This window comes from Glycomyces sp. NRRL B-16210, from assembly GCF_000719515.1.
Taxonomy (GTDB): Bacteria; Actinomycetota; Actinomycetes; order Mycobacteriales; family Micromonosporaceae; genus Glycomyces.
This window is the reverse complement of record NZ_JOGR01000002.1, coordinates 174260-198053: the sequence shown is the minus strand read 5'-3', so window position 1 is coordinate 198053 and position 23794 is coordinate 174260. Positions and strand designations below refer to the sequence as shown.

The window sequence follows — 23794 nt, the reverse complement described above, 5'->3', positions numbered from 1 at the left end:
AGACCCCGATCCCCGAGGAGAACCGTGAACACCAAGACCTGGACGCAGCTGCGCCGCGAGGGCGTCGCCCTGATCCTCGCCCACGAGCCGACCGGACTGCCCTCGGCGCTCCACTGGGGACGCGACCTGGGCGCTCTCGCTGATGCCGACCTCGCCGCGCTCGACCGGGCGACCAGCCGCCAGACCGCGCCGGGGACCCTCGACGCCGCCTGGCGCGTCCCGCTCGTGCCGCAGGAGTCGGACGGCTGGGCCGGGCGGCCGGGCCTGCTCGCCACCAAGGGCGGGCTCCCGGTCTACCCGAGATGGGCGACCACCGTCGCGGCCGCGGACGAGTCGTCGGTGCGCTTCCTCGCGGTCGACGCGGACTCGGGCCTGGAGCTGGACCTGCGCCTGGCGATCGGCGCGGGCGGGCTGGTCCTGGTCGAGCAGGAGCTGACCAACGCCGGCGAGGGCACCGTGGAGGTCGCGTGGCTGGAGGCGACGCTCCCGGTCCCCCGGTCGGCCGACCACGTGACCTCCTTCTCCGGCAGGTGGACCCGCGAGAAGTCACCGCTGACCACGCCGATGCCGCGCGGGGCCAACGTCCGCGAGACCCGGCGCGGGCGCAGCGGCCACGACGCCCCGTGGGCGACCCTCGCCTCAGAGGGATCGCCGAGGAACCGCGGCGGCGAGGTCTGGGCCGTGCACCTGGGATGGAGCGCCGACGTGCGCCACCGCACCGACCGCGGCCCCGAGCACCTCACGCTGCTGGGCGCCGGCGAACTGCTGCGCCCCGGCGAGATCCGGCTCGGACCCGGTGCGGCCCACCGGACCCCGACGGCGTACTTCGCGTGGTCGGACGCCGGGCTCGACGGCGTCGCCGACCGGTTCCACACCTGGATGCGGGCCCGCCCGCAGCACCCGCGCACGCCCCGCCCGCTCGTGCTCAACACCTGGGAGGCGGTGTACTTCGAGCACGACTTCGAACGCATCGCCCGCCTCGCGCGCAAGGCCGCGGCCGTGGGCGTCGAGCGGTTCGTCCTCGACGACGGCTGGTTCCCCGCCCGCCGCTCCGACACCGCCGGGCTCGGCGACTGGACCGTCGACCGCGAGGTCTGGCCCGACGGGCTCGAACCGCTCGCCGAACTCGTCCACTCGCTCGGGATGCAGTTCGGGCTGTGGTTCGAACCGGAGATGGTCAACCTCGACTCGGACCTGGCGCGGGCCCACCCCGAATGGCTCCTGGCCAACCCGGCGTCCGTGCCCTCCCCCGAGGGGCTCTCGTTCCGCACCCAGTACGTGCTGGACCTGGCCGACCCCGAGGCGTTCGAGCACGTCCGCTCGCAGATGTCGGCGCTCGTGGCGGACCTGGGCATCGACTTCATCAAGTGGGACCACAACCGCGACCTCGTCGAGGCCGTCCACGACGGCGCGCCGGGCACGCACGCGCAGACGAAGGCGGCCTACCGGCTCATCGCGCGGCTCAAGACCGACCACCCGGGCCTGGAGATCGAGTCGTGCTCCTCCGGCGGCGCCCGCAGCGACCTGGGCATCCTCGAACACACCGACCGCGTGTGGGCCTCGGACTCCAACGACCCGGTCGAGCGCCAAGAGATCCAGCGCTGGACCGAGCTGGTGCTCCCGCCCGAGCTCATCGGCGCGCACGTCGGCCCCTCCCCGACCCACTCCTCGGGCCGCAGCACGCCCCTGCCGTATCGGATCGCGACCTCGCTGCAAGGCTCGGCCGGCTTCGAATGGGACCTCCTGACCTGCGACGAGGAGGAGACCGAGCGGATCACCGCGTTCGCGGGCCTCTACAAGGAGTTGCGTGAATTGCTGCACACCGGCTCGGTCGTGCACCCCGACCTGACCGACCCGGCGCTGCGCGTGCGGGGCGTCGTCGCCCCCGACCGGAGCGAGGCGGTCTTCACGATCGCCACGGTCGCGTCCCTTGAGGACGCCCTGCCCGAGCGGGTGCGGCTCGACGGCCTCGACCCCGAGCGGCGCTACGAAGTCCGTGTGCGCGAAGAGATCGGCGCGGCGCGGTGGGGCTGGATCACCCCGGCGTGGATCGGCGCCGAACCGGTGGCGCTCAGTGGCCGGGTGCTGTCGGAAATCGGACTCCAGCCGCCGACGCTCTGGCCGGTCCAGGCGCTCCTGGTGCATCTGAGGGCCGTCTGACCTGCGAGCGGGGACACCTCGGTGTCCTCGCTCTCAATTCTCGGCTTCGCCGTTTTCCGACGCGTCCAGTATGGTGTTCGGTATCGCCCGCCGCAAGACGTCGTCACGCAAGGAGGCCGCGTTGCGATCGTTCGGCGCCGACACGCGCATGCCGACCCTGGCCATCGTCCTCGACCTCATCCGCGAGCGGGGCGCGGTCAGCCGCGTCGAACTCGCCGACGCCACCGGCCTCACCCAGGCCACCATGACCCACGCCGTCCGCAAGCTCATGGCGCTCGGGTTCGTCCACGAGGTCGGCACGATGCCCACCAACCGCGGCACGCCCCGGCGCCTGCTGGGCCTGCGGCCCGAGGCCTGCTACATGGTCGGCATCCAGTTCGACCTGTACTCGGCCGTGGGCGTGGTCGTCGACCTCGCCGGCCGCGTCGTGGTCGAGCGCCGGATGCCCGCGCCCGGCGAGCGCGAACCCGAGACCATCGTCGCGGAGTTCGCCGAGCACGTGCGGGCCATGCTCGACGACGCGGGACTGACCTTGCCGCAGGTCCTCGGCATCGGCCTGGCGACGTACGGACCGCAGGACCGCGAGGCGGGCGAACTGGTCGTGCCGCTGCCGACGCCCACCTGGGTGGGCTACCCGCTCGCGGCGACCCTCGAAGCGGCCACGGGCCTGCCGGTGGTCATCGAGAACGACGCGACCGCCGCGGGGATCGGCGTCCAGACCCTCGGCGGCTCGACCTCCAGCTTCGCCGTGGTCTTCATGTCCGGCGGCATCGGCTCGGGGGTCATCCTCGACGGCAGGCCCTACCGCGGGGTCACCTCGAACGGCCTCGAACTCGGCCACATCTCGGTGGACGCGACCGGGCCGCCGTGCCACTGCGGCAACCGCGGCTGCCTCGACGAGGTGGCCGGGCCGACCGGGGTCGTCAGGAGCGCCATGGCCGATCCCGCGCTCGCCGCGCGGCTCGGGCTCGGGGCCGACCTGCTTACCGACTTCCTGCGGATCGCCCGCGCGACCCTCGACGGGGACGCGGCGGCCGCCGAGCTCATCGCGGTCTCGACCCAGCGGCTCGCGGTCGCGACGGTGACCTTGGTGAACCTCTTCGACGTGGGCCGGGTCGTGCTCGCCGGGAACGCGTTCGCCGACATCGGGCCGGTCTACCGCGACGCCCTCCAGGAGGTGCTCGACCGGTCGGTGTTCATGCGGGACGTGCACACCGTCCAGGCCGAGCTCGCCGGGGACGTCACGCAGGCGGCGGCGATCGGCGGCGCGGCCGTGGTCCTGCGCAACCTCCTCGAATCGCCGTTCGCCGAGCAGCGCGCGACCGCCGTGGGCTGAACCGGCCGCTCGGCGGGAACCGGAGGCCCCGTCCGCTCCTGGGAGCGGGGCTTTGCCGTACCTAGTACGACGTACTGTGTACGGCGGCCCCGTCCGCTCTCGTGAGCGGGCGGGGCCGCTTCGCGTGCGATGACCGCACAGCGTGAGGGTTTATGTGCAAAATTGCCCCTTTTAATAGTAAAGAATGCGTGCTAATCTATGCGAATTCCTCAAACTCCTCACTATTTAGGAGGTTTTATATGGTTTCGCGAAGATCCATGATCACCGCTACCGCGGCCGTCGGGGCCGTCGCCGCGAGCTCGCCCTGGTGGCGCTCGTTCGCGGTGCCGACCGCCTCGGCCGCACCGGAGACGTGCGAGCTGGCGCTCGTCAACGACACCGACGCGGGCAGCGTCAACGCCTACGTGACCGGGCGCGAGTTCGGCACCGACCGCATGATGCTCCTGCGGGCCGGCCAGGGCCCGTACTACATCGAAGAGCCCCCCGGGCCCCAGACGCCGCTGCCGGTGGACGCCTCGATCCCGCTCGGCGCCCCCGGCGCCGCGCCGGTGGTGCTGACGCTGCCGCGCATGTACGGCGCGCGGGTCTACTTCGTGCGAGAGTCCACACTGGACTTCTACGTGAACCCCGGTCCGGCGCTGGTCGAACCGGCGCTGCACAACGAGGCCGACGCGAACTTCGGCAAGATCGTCTCCTTCTGCGAGTTCACCTTCAACGACGTGCAGCTGTTCGCCAACATCAGCTACGTGGACCTCGTCACCGCGCTCCCGATCGGGATGCGGCTCGAAGGCGACGGTGACCACACGGTGGAGGCGCTGCCGCACAGCGCGATCGAGGCGATCGCGGCGGACCTCGAGGCGCAGGCCGCGGCCGACGGCTACCCGTGGGGCGACCTCGTGATGCACGGCGACCAGGGCATCCTGCGGGTCATGTCGCCGCAGAACATCATGGCCCCGCACGTGGGCCAGCCGGACATGCCGTTCGCGGGCTACTGGGACGAGTACGCCGACCAGGTGTGGGAGACCTACCGCGGCACCGATCTGCGCATCGACCTCCAAGGCGGGCGCGGGATCCTCACCGGCCGCGTCCAAGGCGACACGCTCGTGTTCGACGACGGCTCCACGTTCACCAAGCCCGGGGCCTGGGACGTGTTCACCTGCGACCACGGGCCGTTCGCGAACATCCCCTCGGACTCCGAGGAGAAGAAGGGCGCCCTGGCGCGCCTCGCGGCGGCGTTCAACCGCTCCACCGTCCACAGTCACGCCGACCAGCCGAACGGGCCGGGCGTCGGGGACTTCTACGCGCACCCGGTGACGAACCACTACGCCCGTGCGGTGCACGCGAACTCGCCGATCGGGTACGCGTTCCCGTACGACGACGTGACCCCGGACGAGACCCCGGACCAGTCGGGCGTGGCCTTCGACGGCAACCCGTCCCGGTGGACGCTCACCGTCACCTGATCGCACGCGAAGCGACGCGGGCCGCGCCTTACGGCGCGGCCCGCTCTCATCTCGTCGGATCTCGGTGAGGAGGGGGCGGGGCCGCGCGGGGGTGGCGCGGTCCCGACCTCTCCTCTATTCGGTTACTCGCCCCAGTTGGCGGCGGCGCGGCGGCGTCGCATGAACACCAGGGCCGCTCCGGCCAGGGCCAGGGCCGCGGCGGCGCTGACGGCGATGGTCAGGGTCGCGCCGGTCGTCGGCAGCTTGCCGCCGCCGGAGCCGTCCTCGATCTCCTCGACGAACTCGCCGATGCCCCAGTTCGCGTTGGTGTTGAACGACAGCCCGGTCGGGTCGTACCAGGTGTGGACCGCGGTGCGGGCCCCGTCGGTGCCGTCGTTGACCTGGAGGTCCAGGCCGTGCTCGGTGCCGACCTGGGCGTACTCCTCGGCCAGTTCGAGCGCGATCTCGACCCGGTAGCCGGTGTCGGTGACGGCCGTGGCGGTGGTGACGTCACCGGCCAGGGGTCCGTTGCCGCCCACGCTGACCGCGTTGGTGAAGCTCACGCGGTACTGGCCGTCGGCCTCGTCGTAGCCGCCGGAGCGGGTGTGGCCGGGGTTGAAGAACACCTCGACCGAGTCCTGCTCCCACGGGTTGGAGCTGCCCTCGTCCAGGCTCGGGTCGGTGACCTCGAAGAGGGCGTAGAACCCGTTCTCGTCCCACAGGAGCGAGACGTCGGCCTTCGCGCCGTCGCCGGAGCCCTCGACGGTCACCTCGGTGGCGACGGTCGCGGCGGAGTCCCAGACCGCGTCCCTCTCGCCGTCGATCGCCGGAGCGGCGTCGGCGAGCGGGATCTGGACGCGGGCGAACTCGGGGGCCTCGCCGTCGGGGATGTCGGGCAGGCGGCTCGGGTCCACGATGCCCCAGTAGGCCCACTTGGACTGGAGGGCGTCGTCGAAGACGAGCGGGCTCTCCAGCGGTCGCGGCTGTTCGCGGGTGCGCTGCCAGGTCCGGCCGTCGTGCAGGCCCCAGAGGGTGACCAGCTCGATCTTGTCGGCGTGGTTGCGGAAGACCTCGAACAGGTCGCGGTAGTAGTGGCCCTGCTCGATCAGGCGCGCCTCGTACTCGGGGAAGTCCACGCCCTCGCCCGGCGCGCCGATGACGACGTCGAGTTCGGTGATGGCCTGGAGGACGCCGAGCTGGTCGAACTTGACGATGCTGTCCTCGACCTGCTGGATCGAGGTGTTGAGGTTGATGTGGGTCTGGTGGCCCACGCCGTCGACGGGGATGCCGTCGGCGAGCAGCTCCTCGACCAGGTTGTAGAGGTTGTCCCGCTTGCCGGGGTTCTCGGTGCCGTAGTCGTTGATGAAGAGCTTGACGTCGCTCGCGCCGGCCTCGTCGAACTGCTCGCGCGCGATCAGGAAGGCCTCGGCGATGTAGGAGGGGCCGTCGAAGATCTGAGACCAGCGGGTGTTGCGGTAGACCTCGGAGTTGTTGTCGCTGATGACCTCGTTGACGACGTCCCAGGCCCAGATGCGGTCGCCGTAGCGGTCGGCGATGGCCCCGATGTGGGCCGCGAGCCGGTTGCGCATGATCTCGCGGTCGGCCTCGGAGTTGCCGATGGGCTCCCCGGCGTTCGGGTGGCCCGCGGGGTACTCGAACCACCACTCGGGGGTCTGCCCGGTGTGCCACAGGAAGGTGTGGCCCCAGACCTGCTGGCCGTTGGCCTCGGCGTACTCGACGAGCTCGTCGGCCGCCGCGAAGGTGAAGGTGCCTTCGGTGGGCTGGATGGCGTCGGGCTTCATGTGGTTCTCGGCCGAGATCGAGTTGAAGTGCTTGTTCAGCAGGTCCGAGTACGGCTCGACCAGGTCGCGGGAGTCGACCGCCGCGCCGATGAGGAACTCGTCGGCGAAGACGTCCTGGAGCGAGGGGATGTCCGGCTCGATCCCGGGCGGTTCGAGCTCGGTGATCGAGAAGTCGTCGATCAGGTAGGAGGCGTCCACGGTGGGCGACTCGACGTAGAAGGTCAGCGTGTCGGCGGGCGAGGTGATGCTGTACTCGCCGGTGAGCTCGGTCCAGTCGGTCCCGGCCGCGGCCTGGTAGACGATGCTGTCGTAGGAGGTGCCGCCGCCGTCCTCGCGCTGGACGGTGGTGGTGAGCTGGTCGCCGTCGCTGCCATCCGCGAAGCGGACGCTCACGGAGATCTCGTACAGGCCGCCGGGGACGATGTGCTCGGTGATGTCGAGCGAGGGGCCGTGCCAGTCGGCGTCGCGGCCGGTGGTCAGGAGGGCGCCGTCTTCGACGGTGAGTTCGACCGGGCCGCGGGGGGCCCAGTCGCCGACGGTCCCGTCCTCGAAGTCGGAGGAGTAGACCACGGTCGGGTCCTGGGCGGCGGCGGGCTGGGCGAAGGCGAGCGCCGCGGGCAGGATCAGTGCGCCGGTTCCGGCGGCAAGCGTTCGCAGGCGCCGCTGCCGGTCGCGGGGTTGAACATTCATGCTGTTTCAGCTCCGTTGCGGAGGAGGGATAAGGCGCTCCGAAAGTTTCAGAGGTTTCGTGAAACTTTCGGATGGGGTGGTGCCATGGTAAGGGGGATATCCACGCCTGTCAATCGCGGGTCCTGCCTCACAGCGGCCTGTGCCCGAATGCCCGTTCCGCCCGGCGCGCGAAAGGGGCGCCGGACCCGAATCGGACCGGCGCCCCTGGGACCGGCGGTCAGTTCCCGGCGAGCGCGCGCCCGGCATCGCGGGCCGCGGCGAGGGCCTCCTCGTGCTCGCGCTCGGCGAGCTCGCGCAGGGACTCCATGCCCGGCGTGGTCGCCGCGAGCGTCAGCTCCCGCTTGATGAGGGTGAGGTCGGCGCCCCAGATGTCACCGACGACGCGTTCGAGATAGGGCGTCGAGTGGTCCCAGCCCTCGCGCGGCGCGCCGGGGCCGTAGCCGCCGCCGAGCGTGGTGACCAGGACCGCGGGCTTGCCCTTGAGCACCGGCGTGGTCGGCCCGGCCCCGGCGATGACCAGGTCGACCCAGGTCTTGAAGTGCTGGGAGACGCCGTAGTTGTACAGCGGCACGGCCAGGATCGCGGCGTCGGCGGCCTGGATCTCCTCGGCCAGCGCGGCGGCGAGGTCGACCGCGTCGCGCTGGGCCGGGGTGCGGTCCTCGGCGGGGCCGAACGCGGCGGTCGTGGCCTGGACCCAGGCGTCGGCCGGCAGCGGGTCGGCGCCGAGGTGGCGGCGGACGACGGTGCTGTGGGGGTGGGCCTCGGTCCACTCCTTCTCGGTGAGGTCGGCGATCTGGGCGCTGGTGGAGACGTTGGGCAGGATGCTGGCGTCCAGGCGGAACAGGTTCATCGTTCGGTTTCCTTCGGTCGGTGGAGTGTCGGCGGCGGCGTCCGGGGCGTCGTCGGACCGGACCCGCGCCATATTAAACGGACTTTACCCCGCTTATATTTCCGGGAGGTAGATTGTCCTCGTGGATCGACCTCTGGTGCCCTTCGGAAGGCCGCGCGCCGAACGCGCCGACGCGGCGCGCAACCGCGAGCACCTGCTCGACGCGGCGCGCCTGATGATCGCCGAGCACGGCGTGGACAAGGTCACGATGGACGCCCTCGCCGAGCGGGCCGGCCTGGGCAAGGGCACCGTCTTCCGGCGCTTCGGGACCCGCGCCGGGATCTTCCGGGCGCTCATCGAGGCCGACGAGCGCCGCTTCCAGGAGCTGGTGCTGTCGGGCCCGCCGCCGCTGGGACCGGGCGCCGACCCGGTCGAGCGCCTGGTCGCCTACGGCAGGGCGCGGATCCGGTTCCTGCTGGAGCACCGGACGCTCGCACGGGCGGCGATCGAGCGCGGGCAGCCACTGCCGGAGGGCGAAGTGGACATGACGGCCCTGCACCTGCGGGTGCTGCTCGTCCAGGCCGACCCGGACCTGGGCGAGCCGGACGGCCTCGCGATCATGCTCAAGGCGGCGCTCGAAGGCCCGCCGCTGATGTTCCTGGCCTCCGACGAGCCCCGGTCGCCGCGGGAGGCCGAGCACCTGCTCACCGAGAGCTGGCGGACGCTCGTCGAGCGCCTGCTGCCGCAGCAAACCCCCGCCGACCGGCCCTGACGAGAGGACGCCCCATGCCTTCCCTGCGCGACATACAGATCCGCGACCCGTTCGTGCTCCACGTGGTTGAGGAGGAGCGGTACTACCTGTTCGGGAGCACCGACGAGGACATCTGGAAGGGCCCGGCGACGGGCTTCGACGCGTACTGGAGCGCCGACCTGGAGCACTGGCACGGGCCGGTCCCGGCCTTCCGGCCCGCCGCGGACTTCTGGTCCCACACCCAGTACTGGGCGCCGGAAGTGCACCGCTACGAGGGCGCGTTCTACATGTTCGCGACATTCACGGCCGAAGGGCGCCGGCGCGGGACCCAGGCGCTGCGGTCGGCGCGGCCCGAAGGGCCGTACGAGCCGTGGTCGGACGGGCCGCTCACGCCGCCGGAGTGGGAATGCCTCGACGGGACGCTGCACGTCGAGGACGGCGTGCCGTACCTGGTGTTCTGCCACGAGTGGAAGGACGTCGGCGACGGCGAGGTCCAGGCGGTGCGATTGACCAAGGATCTGCGTGCGGCCGAAGGCGAACCGCGGCTGCTGTTCACCGCCTCGCAGGCGCCGTGGGCGCGGCCGATCCACCGGCCCGAGATGATCGCGCACGTCACCGACGGGCCGTACCTGCACCGCACCGGGGACGGGCGGCTGCTCATGCTGTGGTCGAGCATGGGCGAGGAGGGCTACGCGCTGGGCGTGGCGACGTCTGAGTCCGGGAGCGTCGCCGGGCCGTGGACGCAGGCGCCGAAGGCGTTGTGGCCCACCGACGGCGGGCACGGGATGGTCTTCACCGGGCCCGACGGGGGCCTGCGGCTGGCGCTGCACCACCCCAACCGCACCCCGGACGAGCGGGCCCGGTTCATCGAGGTCGAGGAGGGCGAAGAGGGACTCGCCCTGCGCTGATCGACGACCGGGCGGCCGCAAACGAGCGCCGTCAGCCGACACCCCGCTCCCCGCAAGCGAGCACCCCGCGCGTTCACTCCCTCGATCCGGTGAACCTCCGCCGTGCCGGGCTGTTTCGACCCGTTTCTTGTCAGACCCGCGAGCAACGATCGGCCGAGACTTCCTTCCCCTCTCGGGAGGGTGGGGGATAGGGATGGCAGAGCCCCGGCCACTCGCAGCTCACCCGCAAGGCGTAGTCACACCCCCGCGCAACCATTGCTTCGGGGGCGATGGCGAACCCGAGTGTCGCTCATCAACGCTCGGGCCAGCCGGTGGTCGCCTATCCCGCTCGGCCCGCGCGCGGAGGCACGAACGGGACCGATGTTCGGGCTGTGATGTCGCCTTCCGGGCCGAACTCGACTCTCTCGTTCGCCTCCACCGACAACGGCACGCGCACCATCGGTGCCGCGTCCCCGGCCTCGCCGCCGTGGACTTCGCCGCCGTGAATTTCGAGGTCGCCCTTCACCGTCGCCGGGCTCATGCCCACCACCGCCCGCAGCTCCCCCGCTTCATCCGTCACCACCCGCCAGCCGCGCGGGAACGCGAATCGCAGCGCGCCTTCCCGATGCACCTCGACCCGCTCATCGTCCGCCGCCAGTTCCCAACGCGCGCCGCCGATCCGGCGCGCATACGCGGTCGCCTCAGCCGCCGCTCCATGATCGAGGCGCGTGGGCGCCAGGCCCGTGAAGTGCACTTCGCCGTCCGGTCGCGGCAGGATCCCGCACGAGCGCTCCACCGCGTCGAGGAACCACAGGATCGACGGCGAGTACACCGAGGTGAAACCGGCCGCGCCCGACCACGGGTCCAGGCACTGCGGGAAGCGGTCGGCGACCGCCGTCGCGGCCAGGACCGGGGCCGTCGCCACCGCGAGTTCGGCGCCGTGGCCGTGGTGCTCGAAGGCCCGCGGGGCCCGCAGCAGCGTCAGGAAGTTGACCGGCCCGCCCCAGGAGTTGCGCGAGGCGTCGGCGTCGAACCGCGGATCGTCCAGCGCCAGCGAGGTGAAACCGTAGTGGGACAAGAACTTGCAGGTGTTCATCAGGTAGTCGCGAAGCGCGCGCTCGAAGAACGCGCCGTCGCCGATCTCGCAGGCGAGGACCCGCAGCAGCACGTCCGACTGGACCCGCACCAGCTCGCCAGCGCGGTCGCGGTCGTAGTACATCCCGTCGCCCGGGTCGAAGCACTGGGCGGCGAGCGCCGCCGCCGCGGCGTCCGCCTCCCGCCGCCACGGGCCGCCGTCCTCACCGAGCTCCTCGGCGATGAGCCCGAGGTAGGCGCGCTGGCAGGCCGCGTTCGCGGTGAGGTCCGGTGCGACGTAGGGCAGGATCGGCGAGTCGGGGTCGCAGTGGCGGGCGTCGCCGCGGAAGGCGCGGTCGGGCGCGAACCAGAACCGCGGGGAGAGGTCGTGGCCGGTGTCGAAGGTGCAGAACGCCTCCACGCCGCCGGTGCCGCGGGTGTCGCGGTAGCGGGCGAGCCACCGGTCGAACCGGCCCATCACCCGGAACATCGTGTCCAGAAAGGACTTGTCGCGGCCGGTGAGGCGGTAGTGGTCCCAGACGGTGCGCGCCAGGGGCGTCACGATCTGGATCTGGCTGAAGCCCGGCCCGGCGTCGGTGACCTTGTACGGGATCATGCCGTCCTCGCGCTGGTGCGCGGCGAACAGCAGGTGGGTGTCGCGGGCGATCTCCGGCGCGAAGCGCGCGAGCACCTCGGCGTTGATCGTGCCGGTGCTCTCGATCCACGCGCCCGCGTAGACGCCGCCCTCGTCGAGGACCGGCGCGCTGCCGCCGAGCGGGCGGATGCATTGGGCGAGTTCCGAAAGCGCCTGGTGCCAGCGCTCCTCGACCGGGCCGCCGACCGCGGCGAAGCCGACCCCGGCCTCGGCGAGGCCGGACGCCAGTCCCGTGCCGGTGATCCGGGCGCGTTCGGACGCGTCGCCCGCGCGCAGGCGCGCGAGCGCCTCCTCGATCGGCTGCAACCGATGCCTCCTGTGGCGGTTGGGAAGAGGAGGCGGGACGGGTCGCGTCCCGCCTCCTTCAGGGGTTCAGTCGGGGATCACTCGAGCGCGGCGGCGAGTTCGTCGACCCATTGCGCGGCGGCCTCGTCCGGGGTCATCCGGCCGAAGAGCACCTCGGTCTCCATGCGCTGCGAGAGCTCGTTCATGATCGCGCCGCCCGCGGGCTGGGGCGGGGCGACGACGCCCTCTTCGAAGATGACGCCGACGTACTCGGCGGCGGTCTGGGCCGGTCCCTCCAGGAGCGGGGAGACGACCGCGAGCGTGTCGGGGTTGAAGGGGACGCCGCGGGTGTCGAGGATGAGCTCGGCGGCCTTGGGCTCGTGCAGGAACCAGTCGAGGAGCATGGCCGCGGCCTGCGGGTGCTCGCTGGCCGCGTTGATCGACCAGAACGCCGAGGGCAGCAGGGCGATGCCCGAGAGTTCCGTGTCGGTCGGCGGCAGCAGCATCTGCACGTCGCCGGCGGCGCTGTAGGCGGACATGAGGTTGGTGTAGCCGAAGGTGATCGCGGCCTGCCCGAGGGTGAAGGGCTGCTGGTCGGGCGGGAGCTGCCAGTTGGCGGTCACGATCGACGGGTCGGGCAGGGCGCCCTCTTCGAGGAGCCTGGCCTCGAGTTCGTACCAGGTCGCGATCTGCGCGGCGTCGACGCCGAGGGTGCCGTCCCAGTCGTACATGCCCACGTCGCTCAGCTGCGCGGCGTAGGTGCCCAGGATGTCCTGGATGCGCAGGTCGAGGCCGTAGACGGCGTTGCCTTCGGCGTTGGTGAGCCCGGCGTTGCCGATGGTGGCGGCGGCCTCCACCAGCTCGTCCCAGGTCCAGCCCGCCTCGGGGACGGTCACTCCGGCCTCCTCGAAGAGGCCGACGTTGATGAACGCGGCGGTCGCGTTGCCGCCGGTGGGCAGGCCGTAGAGGGTGTCGTCCACGAGGGCGCTGGTGAGCGAGAACTCGGGGTACTTCGAGGTGTCGAGCTGGTCGGACACGGTGGACAGGTCGAGGAGTGCGCCGAGTTCGCCGTACTCCTGGGGCTTGGCGCCGCCGAGCGCGAAGACGTCGGGGGCGGTGTCGCCGCCGCCGGCGAAGTCGGTGGCGAGGCGGTTGAACAGGTCGTCGGGGGCGCCCACGGGCGTCTCGACGACGGTGATGTTGGGGTATTCGTCCTCGAACAGGTCGATGACCTCGGCGAAGAGTCGGGCGCGGTCGTCGTCGCCCCACCAGGAGATCTCGAGTTCGATCTCCTCGTCGGGGTCGTACTCCCCGCCGCCTCCGCCGCTCGAGCCGAAGCAGCCGGAGAGGACCAGGGTCGCCGCGGCGACCGTCCCGACGACCGCGCGCGAACGTCTTGTGCGCATCATTGCCCCTCGTTTCGAAAATCGTGGCGGCGAGCCGCCATACTGATTGGCCCCCAACGGGATGAATGCCGCCAGGGGTGGGTGTGAGGGCGCGGCCGGGTCTGCCGGGGACTGGGACCGCTTGCGCGAGAAGTTAGCATTTGAATCGTTCCATGTCAATGCATTGACCTAGACGGGCAGGAGTGGTAGAAGTTGATCACTGTGCCTGAATCACCCTAAAGAGATTGACGTGGGTCGATTGACGATTCCCTCGACGGGGGTCATAATCTTCCCTGTCACGAAATCTCTTTCTCCCTTATGGACCCAACGACGCCGAGGAGGTCGCATGAGCAGTCTCGGCGAGCTGCGCAAACTCGCGAAAGGCAAGGACCGAAAGCAATCCCGTGGAAAGGAGCGATACCCGGACAACAAGACGGCGCTGCTGTTCCTGCTCCCCTGGTTCGTCGGCCTCGCCGGGCTCACCATCGGCCCGATGATCGCTTCGCTCTACCTGTCCTTCACCGACTACAATCTCCTGCAACCACCCCAATGGACCGGACTCGACAACTTCACCGCGATGTTCGGCGACGCGCGGTTCTGGAACTCCTTCCGCGTCACGGTGACCTATGTGCTCGTCGGAGTCCCGATCCAACTCGCCCTCGCGCTGGCACTGGCCATGCTGCTGGACAAGGGGATGCGCGGCCTGTCGCTGTACCGCTCGATCTTCTACCTGCCGAGCCTCTTGGGCGGGTCGGTCGCGATCGCGATCCTGTGGCGCCAGGTGTTCGGCAAGGAGGGCCTGGTCAACGGGTTCCTCGCCTGGTTCGGCGTGGACGGGCCGGGCTGGATCGGCCACCCCGACTACGCGCTCGGCACTCTCATCGTCCTCAATGTATGGACGTTCGGCTCGCCCATGGTGATCTTCCTGGCCGGGTTGCGCCAGATCCCGGAGATGTTCTACGAGGCGGCCTCGATCGACGGTGCGGGCAGGTCGCGGCAGTTCTTCGCCATCACGCTGCCGCTGCTCACCCCGATCGTCTTCTTCAACCTCGTCCTCCAGATCATCTTCGCGTTCCAGGCGTTCACACAGGCCTATGTGGTCTCCGGCGGCACCGGCGGACCGGGCGACTCGACGATGTTCTACACGCTCCTGCTCTACAAGGAAGCGTTCAACGAGCTCGACATGGGCTACGCCTCCGCGATGGCCTGGTTCCTCGTGCTCGTGGTCGCGGCCTTCACCGCGTTCAACTTCTGGCTCTCGAAGTACTGGGTGTTCTATGACGACTGAGACCGAAACCCGCCCCCGCCCGGTCCGCACCCCCGCCCCCTGGGCGCGGCTGACGCGATCGATCGCCAAGCACACCATGCTCATCGTGCTCTCGGCGGTCATGATCTACCCGCTCGTGTGGCTGCTGGTGTCGAGCTTCAAGCCGAACGCGGACATCTTCCGCGACCTGAGCATCTTCACCACCGACCTCACGCCCGAGAACTACGTCAACGGCTGGAACGACCTCCAGTCCCCGTTCGGCGTGTACATAGTGAACTCCTCGATCATCGCGTTCGGGGCGATCCTGGGGAACCTCGTCTCGTGCTCGATGGCCGCGTACGCCTTCGCGCGCTTGAAGTTCCGCGGCAGGAACCTGGCCTTCGCGATCATGCTCGGCTCGATCATGCTGCCGTTCCAGGTGCTCATGGTCCCGCAGTTCGTGATCTTCAAGGAACTTGGCTGGCTGAACACGTTCCTGCCGCTCATCGCCCCGAAGTTCCTCGCGACCGAGGCGTTCTTCGTCTTCTTGATGGTCCAGTTCATCCGGGGCCTGCCGAAGGAGATATTCGAGGCGGCCCGCATCGACGGCGCGGGCCACTTCCGGTGCTACCTGAACATCACGTTCCCGCTCATCACACCGGCCCTGGCGACCACCGCGATCTTCACGTTCATCTGGACCTGGGGCGACTTCTTCGGACCGCTCGTGTACCTGCGGCTGCCCGAGTCCTGGCCGGTATCGCTGGCGCTCAAGGGGTTCCTCGATGCACAGTCGAGTTCGGACTACGGTTCGATGTTCGCCATGAGCGTGGTCTCGCTGCTGCCGATGTTCCTGGTGTTCCTCTTCGGACAGCGGTTCCTGATCAAGGGCATCACCACCACGGGCATCAAGTGAGGCCCCGGCGGGGCTCTGTAACGATTCAATAAATCATCGTGCCGGGCCCGGCGGATCGGGCCCGGCACGAGACGTGACAACCGCCCGTCAGGGCACCGGCGCGACGGCCGGCCGCAGGAGTGCGGCGGCGCGTGCGGTCCCGATCAGCGGGGCCACGCCCGCCGAGCGGGCCCGCTGCACGCGGGCCCGGGTCCCGCTGATCGGGCTCGCCTCGGTCAGACCCTCGGTGAGCGGGCCGCGAACCAGGTCCCAGGAGCCGGCGATGGAGCCGCCGACGACGACCGCCTGCGGATCGAAGGCCTCCACGGCAGGGGCGATGCACGCGCCGAGGGCGTACAGGCGCCGGTAGAAGACCGACCGGGCGGCCTCGTCACCCCGCTTCGCCTCGCGGGCGATCTCGTGCACGTCCAGGGAGCGGCCGGTCTGCTCGGCGTAGGCGCGGATGAGGGCCCGGCGCGAGACGGTCTCCTCGATCGGGCGGCCCTGCCAGTGCAGACGGTGGACCTCGCCGTTCACCGGGATCCCGGGGGCCTCGGCCACCGGCGTCCCCGCGGACAGGAAGCTCGACCCGACGCCGGTGCCGAGGGTGAGGAAGACCGCCCGCTGGACATGGGCGTCCAAGGCGACCCACTCGCCCATCGCGAACGCGTCGGCGTCGTTGACGAACACGAACTCGCTCGCGCGGTCCTCCAAGCGCCTGCGCAGCCCGTCGGCGACGTCCACGCCCCGCAGCGCGGCGAACTTGTCGACCCCCGTGAAGTCGCCGACGCCGTGGGCGTAGTCGAACGGGCCGGGGATCGCGATGCCCCAGCGCCGGGTGGTGCCGGGCCCCACGGCGCGCGCGGCGGCCGCGAAGGCGTCGAGCAGGTCGCCCGCCGCCGCGGCGGCGTCCACGCCGAACCGGGACTCCTCGATCACCGTCCAGTCGGACGGGTCGACCAGGGCGGCGGTGACATGGGTCCCGCCGATCTCCAGCAGCGGCTGCGCGCTCACGGCCGCCTCCCTTCCCGGGCCGCCGCGACCAGACCCGCGCCGGGCCGCGAACGGGCGTAGAGCGTCGCTTGCAGCGCGTGGTACAGATCGGGCTTGCCCGCCCAAGTGTCCCCCTTTGGCGCGCCGTCCGCGTCGAGCTCGTGCCACCAGCCGCCCCCGCGCCGGTCGAGGTGGCGGGTGGCGACGCAGTCCCAGAAGGCCCGGTACCAGCGTTCGTACCCGGCCTCGCCGGTCGCGGCGGCGAGGCCGGCCGCGGCGCCGATCGCCTCGGCGAGCACCCAGTGCATCCGGGTCGGATCGACCGGGCGGCCCTCGAAGTCGACGCTGTACCCGAGGCCGCCCCGGTCGCGGTCCCAGCCGTCGGCGACGGCCGCCGCGAACAGCTCGCGCGCGGCCTCGACCGCCCAGGGCGCACGTCCGGGCAGCAGCGCGTCGAGCTGGAGGAGCAGGCGGCTCCACTCGAACCAGTGCCCGACGAGACTGCCGAAGGGGCGGAACCGATCGGCGGGCGCGTCGGCGTTGTAGTCGGGCACGACCGTCCAGGTCGCGTCGAAGTGCTCGGGGACGCGCCAGTGCCGCTCGCGGGCGGCGCGGTCGATGATCCGCTCCGCGATGCGCATCGCGCGCACCGCGTGCCGGTCGTCCGCGAGCGCCTCGGACGCGGCCATGTACGCCTCCGCGAGGTGCATGTTCGCGTTCTGGCCGCGGTAGTCGGGTTCGGTCACGGCCCACTCGCGGGTGCAGGCGTCGACCACGGCCGCCTCGTCGGGACGCCAGAATCGCTCGTCGACGACCCGGAGGGCCTCGGCGAGCAGCGCGGCGCCGCCGGGGAGGCCGGCCTGCGCCGCCGAGGCCCCGGCGAGGATCACGAAGGCGTGCCCGTACGCGCTCTTCGTCGTGTCGGCGGCGGTGCCGTCGGGGGCGACCGCGGCGAACCAGCCGCCGTGCTCGCCGTCGGCGAACCACTCGTTCAGGGCCCGCAGGCCGTGGGCGGCGACGGCCGCCGCGCCGGGTCGGCCGCGGAGGTGTTCAAGCGCGAAGCAGTGGATCATCCGGCAGGTCAGCCACAGTTCGCGGTCGGCGCCGGTCTCGGGGTTCCCTTCGGCGTCCAAGGGCGCGTAGCCGATCCGGTCGTCGAGCGCGTGCGCCTCGTAGAAGCCGACGAGCCGTCGTTCCTCGGCCGCGAGCCACTCGTGGTGGTCGGGGCCGCTCAGCCACGACGGCCCGCCCGGCGGCCCGTCCGCGAGGCCCGGCTCAGGCATCGGTCCGCTCCGTCCCCCGCACGTACGCCTTCACCGTCGCCAGGCGCTGGCCTTCGCCGCGGCCGTGCGGGCGGATCGTGTAGCGGCCGACCGCCGCGGGGACGATGAACGTCTCGGCGTAGTGGACGACGAACGGCTCGAACGCGCCCTCGGGCGACTCGACGATCGCCTCGTCTCCTTCGACGAGGTTGAGCACGTTGACCGTGCCGTTCGTGTCGTGGGGGGCGGTGCCGGTGAACCAGTGGCGGCGGGTCTCGATGAACTCCAGCTCGTGCAGGCCGGTGCGCTCCTCGGTCCACCCCTCGCCTTCGCCGACCGGCTCGACCCGGTCGACCAGGTTCGCGGTGGTCCACTCGGTGTCGCGGTCCCATTGGACGTTCTTCATGGCGTGGTCGAGGTGGATGGGGCGGGGGCGGCCGTCGAGGCCGAGCCGGTCCCAGTCCCACATCTTGAAGGTGAAGAGGTACGGGGTCGCGGAGATCTCCAGGACCATCGAGTTCGCGCCCGAGCAGTGGATGGTGCCGGCCGGGATCGCGAAGTGGTCGTGTTTGCGCGCGGGGAAGGTGTTGACGTACTTCTCGGCCGGGAAGGAGATCTCCCCCGCTTCGGCGGCGGCCAGGTCGCGCGCCATCCGCTCGGCGTCGATGCCGGTCTTCAGACCGAGGTAGACGAGGGCGTCGTCCTCGGCGTCGAGGAGGTAGTAGCTCTCGTCCTGGGTGTAGGCCATGCCGAAGGTGTTGCGGATGTAGTCGGTCATCGGGTGGACCTGGAGCGAGAGGTTCCCGCCCTCCATGGTGTCGAGGAAGTCGAACCGGATCGGGAACTCCGCGCCGAACCGCGCGTGCGTGCGGTCGCCGAGCAGCTCGCGCGGGTGCGCGAAGACCACGTCGATGGAGGGGATCTGGAAGGTGCTCGCGCCGTCGGTGAGCAGCAGGCTGTTCTCCTCGGGCACGCAGTCGAAGGCCCAGGCGTAGTTCACCGGCTCGGCGTCGAGCCCGCAGACCTTCCGCATCCACTGGCCGCCCCACACGCCGGGGTCGAAGTAGGGGACGACGCGGAAGGGCCGGGCGACGGCCGCGGCCAGGCCCGCCCGGAAGCCGTCGCCGGTGAGCATCGCGGCGCGGTCGGGGTCGTTGAGGTCGAGGACGAAGTCGGCCGCGTCGAACAGGGGGCGCTTGTGGCGGTCGGCGATGCGCCACTCGACGAAGTAGCCGCGCTTGATCTTGCGCAGGACGTCCTCGTCGGGGTTCGCGGCGTGCCAGTTGGGCATCCCGGCGCGGTAGCGGGTCTGGATCTCCCAGCGCGCGAGTTCGCCGAGGACGAGCACGTCGGCGTCCGGGGCGACGTGGGCCGCGCCCCAGCCGACGAGCACGACGCCGCTCTCGCGGGCGGCCACGCGGCGGCGCAGGGCCTCGACGGCCTCGGGGTCGTAGACGGCGTCGATGACGGCCTGGGACATGACGCCGAGGACGCGGTCGTCGGTGAGGTTGTCGCTCATCCACTGGTCGAGTTCGGCGGTGGGTCGCGCGGCCGTCTCGACGTCGATGATGTCGAAGCCCTCGAAGTGGCCGCTCAGCTGGGCCCGGAGCGCGTCGAGGTCGGTGCCGGGGTAGGCGTCGATCGCGATGGCGGGCCGGTCGGCGCGGTCGGTCGCGGCGGTGCGGATCCGTTCCCAGACCGCCGCGTCGCGGACGATGGCGTGCTGCGCCGGAAGGGAGACGGCCGGCGCCTTGTCGTAGGCGGAGACGAATCCGCTGTCATGGACGGTCACTGCGACTCACTTTCTTGGTATCGATATCAATGGTACGTTCCGCGGTCCCGTGGAGCCTCGAACCGATTCGGCGCGCGGTCTAGTCGGCCAGCGTGGTGGGGAGTTGGACCTGCTGGGGCGCCAATCCGTCGGCGACGCCGTTCAGCCGCGCGACGACCATCTGGGCGGCGGTGCGCCCGAGTTCGCGCGCGTCGTGGTCGATCACCGTGAGCGGGAAGGGGATCATGTCCGACAGCTCGAAGTCGTCGAAGCCCATCAGGCGCATGCGGTCGGCCGGGACGCGCTTCTCGGTGAGCGCGCGGACCACGCCGACGGTGTTCCGGTTGTTCTCGCTGAACACGGCGGTGGGCGGATCGGGGACCTCGAGCAGTTCGAGCATCGCCCGGCGCGCGGCGTCGGGGTCGTTCTGCCCGACGCGGACGAGCGCCGGATCGACCGGGAGCCCCGCGGTGAGGTGCGCGCGCGTGAACCCGTCCAGGCGGCGGCGACTGGTGAAGATGGACTTGATGTTGCCGACGTACGCGATCCTCGTGTGGCCCTCGGCGAGGAGTCGCCGGGTGCCCTCGAAGGCGCCCGCGACGTCGTCGATGAGCACCGTGTCGGTCGCCAGGCCCTCGATCCGGCGGGAGGCGAGCACGAGCGGGACGCCGCCGACCCGCTCGGTCTCCAGGTGGTCCGAGACCGTTCCGGAGGGGACGACGATCAGGCCGTCGACCTGGCGCCCCACGAAGTCGTGGACGAGCACCCGCTCGCGGTCGGCGTCCTCGCCGCTGTTGCCCACGAGCATCCGGAAGCCGCCGCCGGCGAGCACCTCTTCGGCCCCGAGTTGCAGTTGCGCGTAGTAGGGGTTGGCCACGTTGGTGATGATCACGCCGATGAGGCCGGTCCGCTGCCCGGGCCTGATGCTGCGGGCGTTCTCGTTCTTGCGGTAGCCCAGCGCGGCGACCGCGTCCAGTACGGCCCGGATCTTCTCGGGCCGGACGTTCTTGCCGCCGCCGAGGACCCGCGAGACGGTCATCGGCGAAACGCCGGCCGCGGCCGCGACGTCGTGAATGGTCGGCGCGGTCGCGCGCTGCACCGATCTCGGGTTCGACATCTCACCATTGTCCATGGCTCCCATGAAATCGCTCAACCCTTCCGCTCTCCCGTGCGAATGCCGCCGCCTGCCGGACGCCTCATCGGGCGGCCCGCAGACTCGACACGAAGAACCGCTGGCAGGTCAGGAACAGCACGATCGTCGGCAGCGAGGCCACGATCGCGGCCGCGAGCACGACCGGCGGACCGAAGCTGGAGAAGCCGCCGTCGATCTCGGCCAGGGCCGCCATGACCGGCCGCCGGTCGGGGCTGGTCGTCAAGGTGATGCCGAACAGGAGGTCGTTCCACACCCAGGTGAACTGGAAGATGAAGGCCGCGAACAGCGACGAGCGGATCAGCGGGAGGTGGATCGAGCGGAACATCCGCGCCCATCCCGCGCCGTCGAGCTTGGCCGCCTCGGGGATCTCGGGCGGGATCGTGGTGAGGTAGTTGCGGACGATGAAGAACGCGAACGGGACGCAGATCGCCGAGTAGATGAGGATCATGCCGAGGTTCGTGTCGTACATGCCGGTCGAGACGTAGCTGCTGAACAGCGGCGCCAGGAAGATCTGGAGGGGCAGGAGCGTCCCCAGGTAGATCAGCCAGAACCACAGGGTCGGGCGCTTGGTCGGCATCACCACGACGGCGAAGCCGGCCATGCCCGCGGCGAGCACCGCGATGCCCGCCGAGGCCGAGGAGTACAGCAGGCTGTTGAGCATCCCGTAGCCGAGTTGGGACTCGGCCCAGGCGGTCGCGAGGTTGTCGAAGAAGCCGAACCCCTTCGGGACCCACGAGGGGGCGCCGCCGTAGTTCGCCGCGTGCGTGAGCGCGTTGACGACGAGCAGGTACAGCGGGAGCGCCCACACGACCGCGAGCGCGTAGAACAGGACGTTGCGAATGATCCGGAGTGTCATGGGTCAGCCTCGCTTCAGCTGGTGCCGCAGGTAGAACCACGAGGCTCCGACGATGATGACGGAGAGGACGACCGCCACCGCGGCCCCCGTCCCGTAGTCGCTGAGGATGAAGGTCTGGCGGTACATGGTGACCGCGAGCGTCTCCGAGGAGGCCCCGGGACCGCCCTTGGTGAGCAGCCAGATCAGGTCGAACACCCGCAGGCTGTTGGCGATCGACATGCCGATGACGACGACCGTGACCGGGCGCAGCTGCGGGAGGATGATGTGCCAGAACAGCCTCGGGCCGGAGGCGCCGTCGAGTTCGCCGGCCTGCACGACCTCCTTGGGGATCGCCTGGAGGCCGATCATGAAGAGGATGACGGTGACGCCGGTGGCCTGCCAGGTGCTGGCGACGATCATCACGATCGTGTTGGTGGGCCACGACAGCAGCCAGCCGCTGGTGGAGGCCTCGCCGCCGAAGAACTCGATCGCCTGGTTGAGCGCGCCGTCGGAGCGGAGGATGAATCCCCAGATGACGGCGGTGGCGGTGCCGGAGAGGGCGTACGGCAGGACGAACACGTACTTGAGCCAGCGTCCGCCGGGCACCGAGTTGGTGAGCACGGCGATGAGCAGCCCGACGCCCACCGGGAGGATCAGGGTGCCGACCGTCCACATGAGGGTGTTGAGCACGGACCGGCCGAAGGTCGGGTTCTCCAGCAGGTTCAGGTAGTTCTCGAACCCGATGAAGGTCGAGGTGAACCCGTTGTCGCGGGTCAGGCTCTGGTAGACGGTCGCGATGAACGGGACGAGCAGCAGGGCCCCGACCAGCGCCACCGCCCCGATCAGGAACGGTATGGCCGAGAGGCGGTCCCTCGTCGACAGCGGGAGCCCCGGGCGGGGGCGGGGGCGGTCCTCCCCCGCCTCCGCCCGCGGCTTTTCGAGCAGCGTCATCGCTACGAACCCGCGTCCCACCGCGCCCACTCGTCGTCGGCGAGCGATTGCAGGTTCTCCAGCGTGGGCATGATGTTTGACTCGGTGGGGTCGGCCATGAAGGCGCCGAGGTGCTGCACGCCGCCTTCGATGAGCGCGGGCGGGCTGGCCTCCCAGTAGCGGACCAGCTCGGTCGGCTCCTGCTCGCTCACCGCTTCGAGCACGGTCTCCAGGACCGGGTCGTCGGTGGTGACCTGCGGGTTCGCGGAGGTGTCCTTGATGTTCTCGACCCAGGGCCGCTGCACGGCCGGGTCGAGCCAGTTCGCCATCGTCTCCAGCGCGGCCTCCTTGTTGGGGGCCTTCTCGGCGACCGAGATGCTGCCGGACTCGACGATCACCGACGGCGCGGTGGCCGGGTCGAACGGGGGCAGCAGGAACGCCGAGTACTCGCCCTCGCCCAGGCCGGCCTCGGCGAAGGTACCGTTGCGCCAGGTGCCCATCGGCACCTGCGCGACCTCGCCGCTCGCCAGGAGCGAGGGCTCGGAGTCCCAGGCGACGTCGGCGGCGGTGAAGTAGCCCTCGGCGTACATGCCGGCCCAGATCCGCATGGCCTCCTGGGCGGTCGCGTCGGTGTACTTCGCCTCGCCGGCGGTCAGGTCGGTGTAGAACTGCGGGTCGAGCTTCGAGAGGATCTCGGCGAACCAGATGGAGGAGGTCCAGCCGGCCTCCTGGGTGGCGAACAGGGGCGTGACCCCCGCGTCCCGGAGCTTGGCGTTGTTGTCCTCGAACTCGTCCCAGGTCGTCGGCGCCGCGATGCCGACCTCGTCGAAGACGAGCCGGTTGTAGAAGATCACCCAGTAGCTCTTGTACATGGGGATGCCGTAGACCTTGCCGTCGTAGCTGAAGCTGTCGCGGGTCTCGGGGTTCACCCAGCCCTTCTCGGCGGCCGAGTCCCACTGGCCGGAGAGGTCGGCCAGGCCGCCCGAGCGGGCCAGGTCCTGGAGCCGGTAGCCGTTCCACCACTTCACCAGGTCGGTGGTGCTGCTGGTCTGGAGCGAGGAGCGGACGACCTGCTGGTAGTTCTCGGTAGAGGGGACGTTGCGCGGCTCGATGGCGTACCCGGTGATCTTCTCGAGCTCGGCGCCCGCCAGCTCGTACGCGTCGGTGAAGTCCGCCCGGTCGCCGTTGAGCGTCACGACGCCCGCGTCCTGGCCGCCCGAGGACGAGCCCTGCGAGCAGCTCGCGAGCACGATGGCGGCGGGGGTGCCGGCGGCGACCGCCGTGACAAGTGAACGGCGTTTGACGCCATACCTGCGGTACATGTGTGATCCTCCTTGATCTGAGGGGCTGGGGGGATTCGGATGCCGACCGTCCCGTGAACGATTGGTATCGTTATCAACTTTGCGTTGATGACGATAC

Annotated in this window: 18 protein-coding genes; 7 read left to right on the top strand and 11 right to left on the bottom strand. The window is 70.6% G+C overall.

The window, feature by feature from the left end:
- The first annotated feature begins 24 nt into the window (after positions 1 to 24).
- The 3 genes from IF12_RS0103580 to IF12_RS0103570 all read left to right on the top strand — a co-directional run bounded on the left by IF12_RS0103580 (position 25) and on the right by IF12_RS0103570 (position 4956).
- Positions 25 to 2160: an alpha-galactosidase gene (locus tag IF12_RS0103580; protein ID WP_030154638.1), complete on the top strand. Its 2136-nt coding sequence runs from the start codon at positions 25 to 27 to the stop codon at positions 2158 to 2160.
- 121 nt (positions 2161 to 2281) lie between these two features.
- On the top strand, positions 2282 to 3496 hold the full coding sequence (locus IF12_RS0103575) for an ROK family transcriptional regulator (protein WP_166659582.1): 1215 nt from the start codon (positions 2282 to 2284) through the stop codon (positions 3494 to 3496).
- Between the two features lie 239 nt (positions 3497 to 3735).
- The gene (locus IF12_RS0103570; protein WP_030154633.1) at positions 3736 to 4956 is read left to right on the top strand and encodes a beta-1,3-glucanase family protein; all 1221 of its coding nucleotides are present in this window, start codon (positions 3736 to 3738) and stop codon (positions 4954 to 4956) included.
- Positions 4957 to 5078: 122 nt separating this feature from the next.
- Here the strand turns inward: IF12_RS0103570 and IF12_RS0103565 are convergent, their stop codons facing one another.
- Together IF12_RS0103565 and IF12_RS0103560 are read right to left on the bottom strand one after the other, a co-directional pair.
- Entirely contained in the window at positions 5079 to 7427 is a 2349-nt protein-coding gene (locus IF12_RS0103565) for an endo-1,4-beta-xylanase (RefSeq protein ID WP_051703924.1), read from the bottom strand.
- A 217-nt stretch (positions 7428 to 7644) separates the two neighbouring features.
- Complete coding sequence (locus tag IF12_RS0103560; protein WP_030154628.1) at positions 7645 to 8277, bottom strand: FMN-dependent NADH-azoreductase; 633 nt, start codon at positions 8275 to 8277, stop codon at positions 7645 to 7647.
- A gap of 121 nt (positions 8278 to 8398) precedes the next feature.
- Here IF12_RS0103560 and IF12_RS0103555 point away from each other — a divergent pair, with 121 nt between their 5' ends.
- Together IF12_RS0103555 and IF12_RS0103550 are read left to right on the top strand one after the other, a co-directional pair.
- A complete protein-coding gene (locus IF12_RS0103555; protein ID WP_030154626.1) occupies positions 8399 to 9028 on the top strand; it encodes a TetR/AcrR family transcriptional regulator in 630 nt (209 codons plus the stop codon).
- A 14-nt stretch (positions 9029 to 9042) separates the two neighbouring features.
- Positions 9043 to 9915, top strand: coding sequence for a glycoside hydrolase family 43 protein (locus IF12_RS0103550; protein WP_030154623.1), 873 nt, complete (start codon positions 9043 to 9045; stop codon positions 9913 to 9915).
- 319 nt (positions 9916 to 10234) lie between these two features.
- Here the strand turns inward: IF12_RS0103550 and IF12_RS0103545 are convergent, their stop codons facing one another.
- Both IF12_RS0103545 and IF12_RS0103540 read right to left on the bottom strand, forming a co-directional pair.
- Positions 10235 to 11929 (bottom strand): hypothetical protein, encoded by a 1695-nt coding sequence (locus tag IF12_RS0103545; protein ID WP_051703922.1) that lies wholly within the window; start codon positions 11927 to 11929, stop codon positions 10235 to 10237.
- A 77-nt stretch (positions 11930 to 12006) separates the two neighbouring features.
- Entirely contained in the window at positions 12007 to 13314 is a 1308-nt protein-coding gene (locus tag IF12_RS0103540; RefSeq protein WP_166659581.1) for an ABC transporter substrate-binding protein, read from the bottom strand.
- A 325-nt stretch (positions 13315 to 13639) separates the two neighbouring features.
- Between IF12_RS0103540 and IF12_RS0103535 the strand changes: the two genes are divergently transcribed.
- Positions 13640 to 14581 carry a carbohydrate ABC transporter permease gene (locus IF12_RS0103535; RefSeq protein ID WP_030154615.1) on the top strand — a complete coding sequence of 314 codons (942 nt, stop codon included), beginning with the start codon at positions 13640 to 13642 and terminating at the stop codon, positions 14579 to 14581.
- Entirely contained in the window at positions 14571 to 15452 is an 882-nt protein-coding gene (locus IF12_RS0103530; RefSeq protein WP_030154613.1) for a carbohydrate ABC transporter permease, read from the top strand. Before IF12_RS0103535 ends, IF12_RS0103530 begins: the two co-directional genes overlap by 11 nt.
- A gap of 87 nt (positions 15453 to 15539) precedes the next feature.
- On the opposite strand, the gene IF12_RS0103525 is transcribed toward IF12_RS0103530, so the two are convergent.
- The 7 genes from IF12_RS0103525 to IF12_RS0103495 form a co-directional block, all read right to left on the bottom strand.
- Positions 15540 to 16445: an ROK family protein gene (locus IF12_RS0103525; RefSeq protein ID WP_030154610.1), complete on the bottom strand. Its 906-nt coding sequence runs from the start codon at positions 16443 to 16445 to the stop codon at positions 15540 to 15542.
- The gene (locus IF12_RS0103520; RefSeq protein WP_051703921.1) at positions 16442 to 17707 is read right to left on the bottom strand and encodes an AGE family epimerase/isomerase; all 1266 of its coding nucleotides are present in this window, start codon (positions 17705 to 17707) and stop codon (positions 16442 to 16444) included. Before IF12_RS0103520 ends, IF12_RS0103525 begins: the two co-directional genes overlap by 4 nt.
- On the bottom strand, positions 17700 to 19478 hold the full coding sequence (locus IF12_RS0103515; protein WP_035748253.1) for a class I mannose-6-phosphate isomerase: 1779 nt from the start codon (positions 19476 to 19478) through the stop codon (positions 17700 to 17702). The genes IF12_RS0103520 and IF12_RS0103515 overlap by 8 nt, the downstream gene beginning before the upstream one ends.
- A 79-nt stretch (positions 19479 to 19557) precedes the next feature.
- Positions 19558 to 20574 carry a LacI family DNA-binding transcriptional regulator gene (locus IF12_RS0103510; protein WP_030154604.1) on the bottom strand — a complete coding sequence of 339 codons (1017 nt, stop codon included), beginning with the start codon at positions 20572 to 20574 and terminating at the stop codon, positions 19558 to 19560.
- A 79-nt stretch (positions 20575 to 20653) separates the two neighbouring features.
- Positions 20654 to 21466 (bottom strand): carbohydrate ABC transporter permease, encoded by an 813-nt coding sequence (locus IF12_RS0103505; protein WP_030154601.1) that lies wholly within the window; start codon positions 21464 to 21466, stop codon positions 20654 to 20656.
- A 3-nt stretch (positions 21467 to 21469) separates the two neighbouring features.
- Complete coding sequence (locus IF12_RS0103500; RefSeq protein WP_030154598.1) at positions 21470 to 22396, bottom strand: carbohydrate ABC transporter permease; 927 nt, start codon at positions 22394 to 22396, stop codon at positions 21470 to 21472.
- A gap of 2 nt (positions 22397 to 22398) precedes the next feature.
- Positions 22399 to 23697: an ABC transporter substrate-binding protein gene (locus IF12_RS0103495; protein ID WP_030154597.1), complete on the bottom strand. Its 1299-nt coding sequence runs from the start codon at positions 23695 to 23697 to the stop codon at positions 22399 to 22401.
- Positions 23698 to 23794: the final 97 nt, after the last annotated feature.

Excerpts from the sequence above, each read along its gene's own strand:
- IF12_RS0103570 (WP_030154633.1), top strand. The coding sequence starts at position 3,736 with ATGGTTTCGCGAAGATCCATGATCACCGCTACCGCGGCCGTCGGGGCC.
- IF12_RS0103565 (WP_051703924.1), bottom strand. The coding sequence starts at position 7,427 with ATGAATGTTCAACCCCGCGACCGGCAGCGGCGCCTGCGAACGCTTGCC.
- IF12_RS0103560 (WP_030154628.1), bottom strand. The coding sequence starts at position 8,277 with ATGAACCTGTTCCGCCTGGACGCCAGCATCCTGCCCAACGTCTCCACC.
- IF12_RS0103550 (WP_030154623.1), top strand. The coding sequence starts at position 9,043 with ATGCCTTCCCTGCGCGACATACAGATCCGCGACCCGTTCGTGCTCCAC.
- IF12_RS0103540 (WP_166659581.1), bottom strand. The coding sequence starts at position 13,314 with ATGCGCACAAGACGTTCGCGCGCGGTCGTCGGGACGGTCGCCGCGGCG.
- IF12_RS0103535 (WP_030154615.1), top strand. The coding sequence starts at position 13,640 with ATGAGCAGTCTCGGCGAGCTGCGCAAACTCGCGAAAGGCAAGGACCGA.
- IF12_RS0103530 (WP_030154613.1), top strand. The coding sequence starts at position 14,571 with ATGACGACTGAGACCGAAACCCGCCCCCGCCCGGTCCGCACCCCCGCC.
- IF12_RS0103520 (WP_051703921.1), bottom strand. The coding sequence starts at position 17,707 with ATGCCTGAGCCGGGCCTCGCGGACGGGCCGCCGGGCGGGCCGTCGTGG.
- IF12_RS0103510 (WP_030154604.1), bottom strand. The coding sequence starts at position 20,574 with ATGTCGAACCCGAGATCGGTGCAGCGCGCGACCGCGCCGACCATTCAC.
- IF12_RS0103505 (WP_030154601.1), bottom strand. The coding sequence starts at position 21,466 with ATGACACTCCGGATCATTCGCAACGTCCTGTTCTACGCGCTCGCGGTC.
- IF12_RS0103500 (WP_030154598.1), bottom strand. The coding sequence starts at position 22,396 with ATGACGCTGCTCGAAAAGCCGCGGGCGGAGGCGGGGGAGGACCGCCCC.
- IF12_RS0103495 (WP_030154597.1), bottom strand. The coding sequence starts at position 23,697 with ATGTACCGCAGGTATGGCGTCAAACGCCGTTCACTTGTCACGGCGGTC.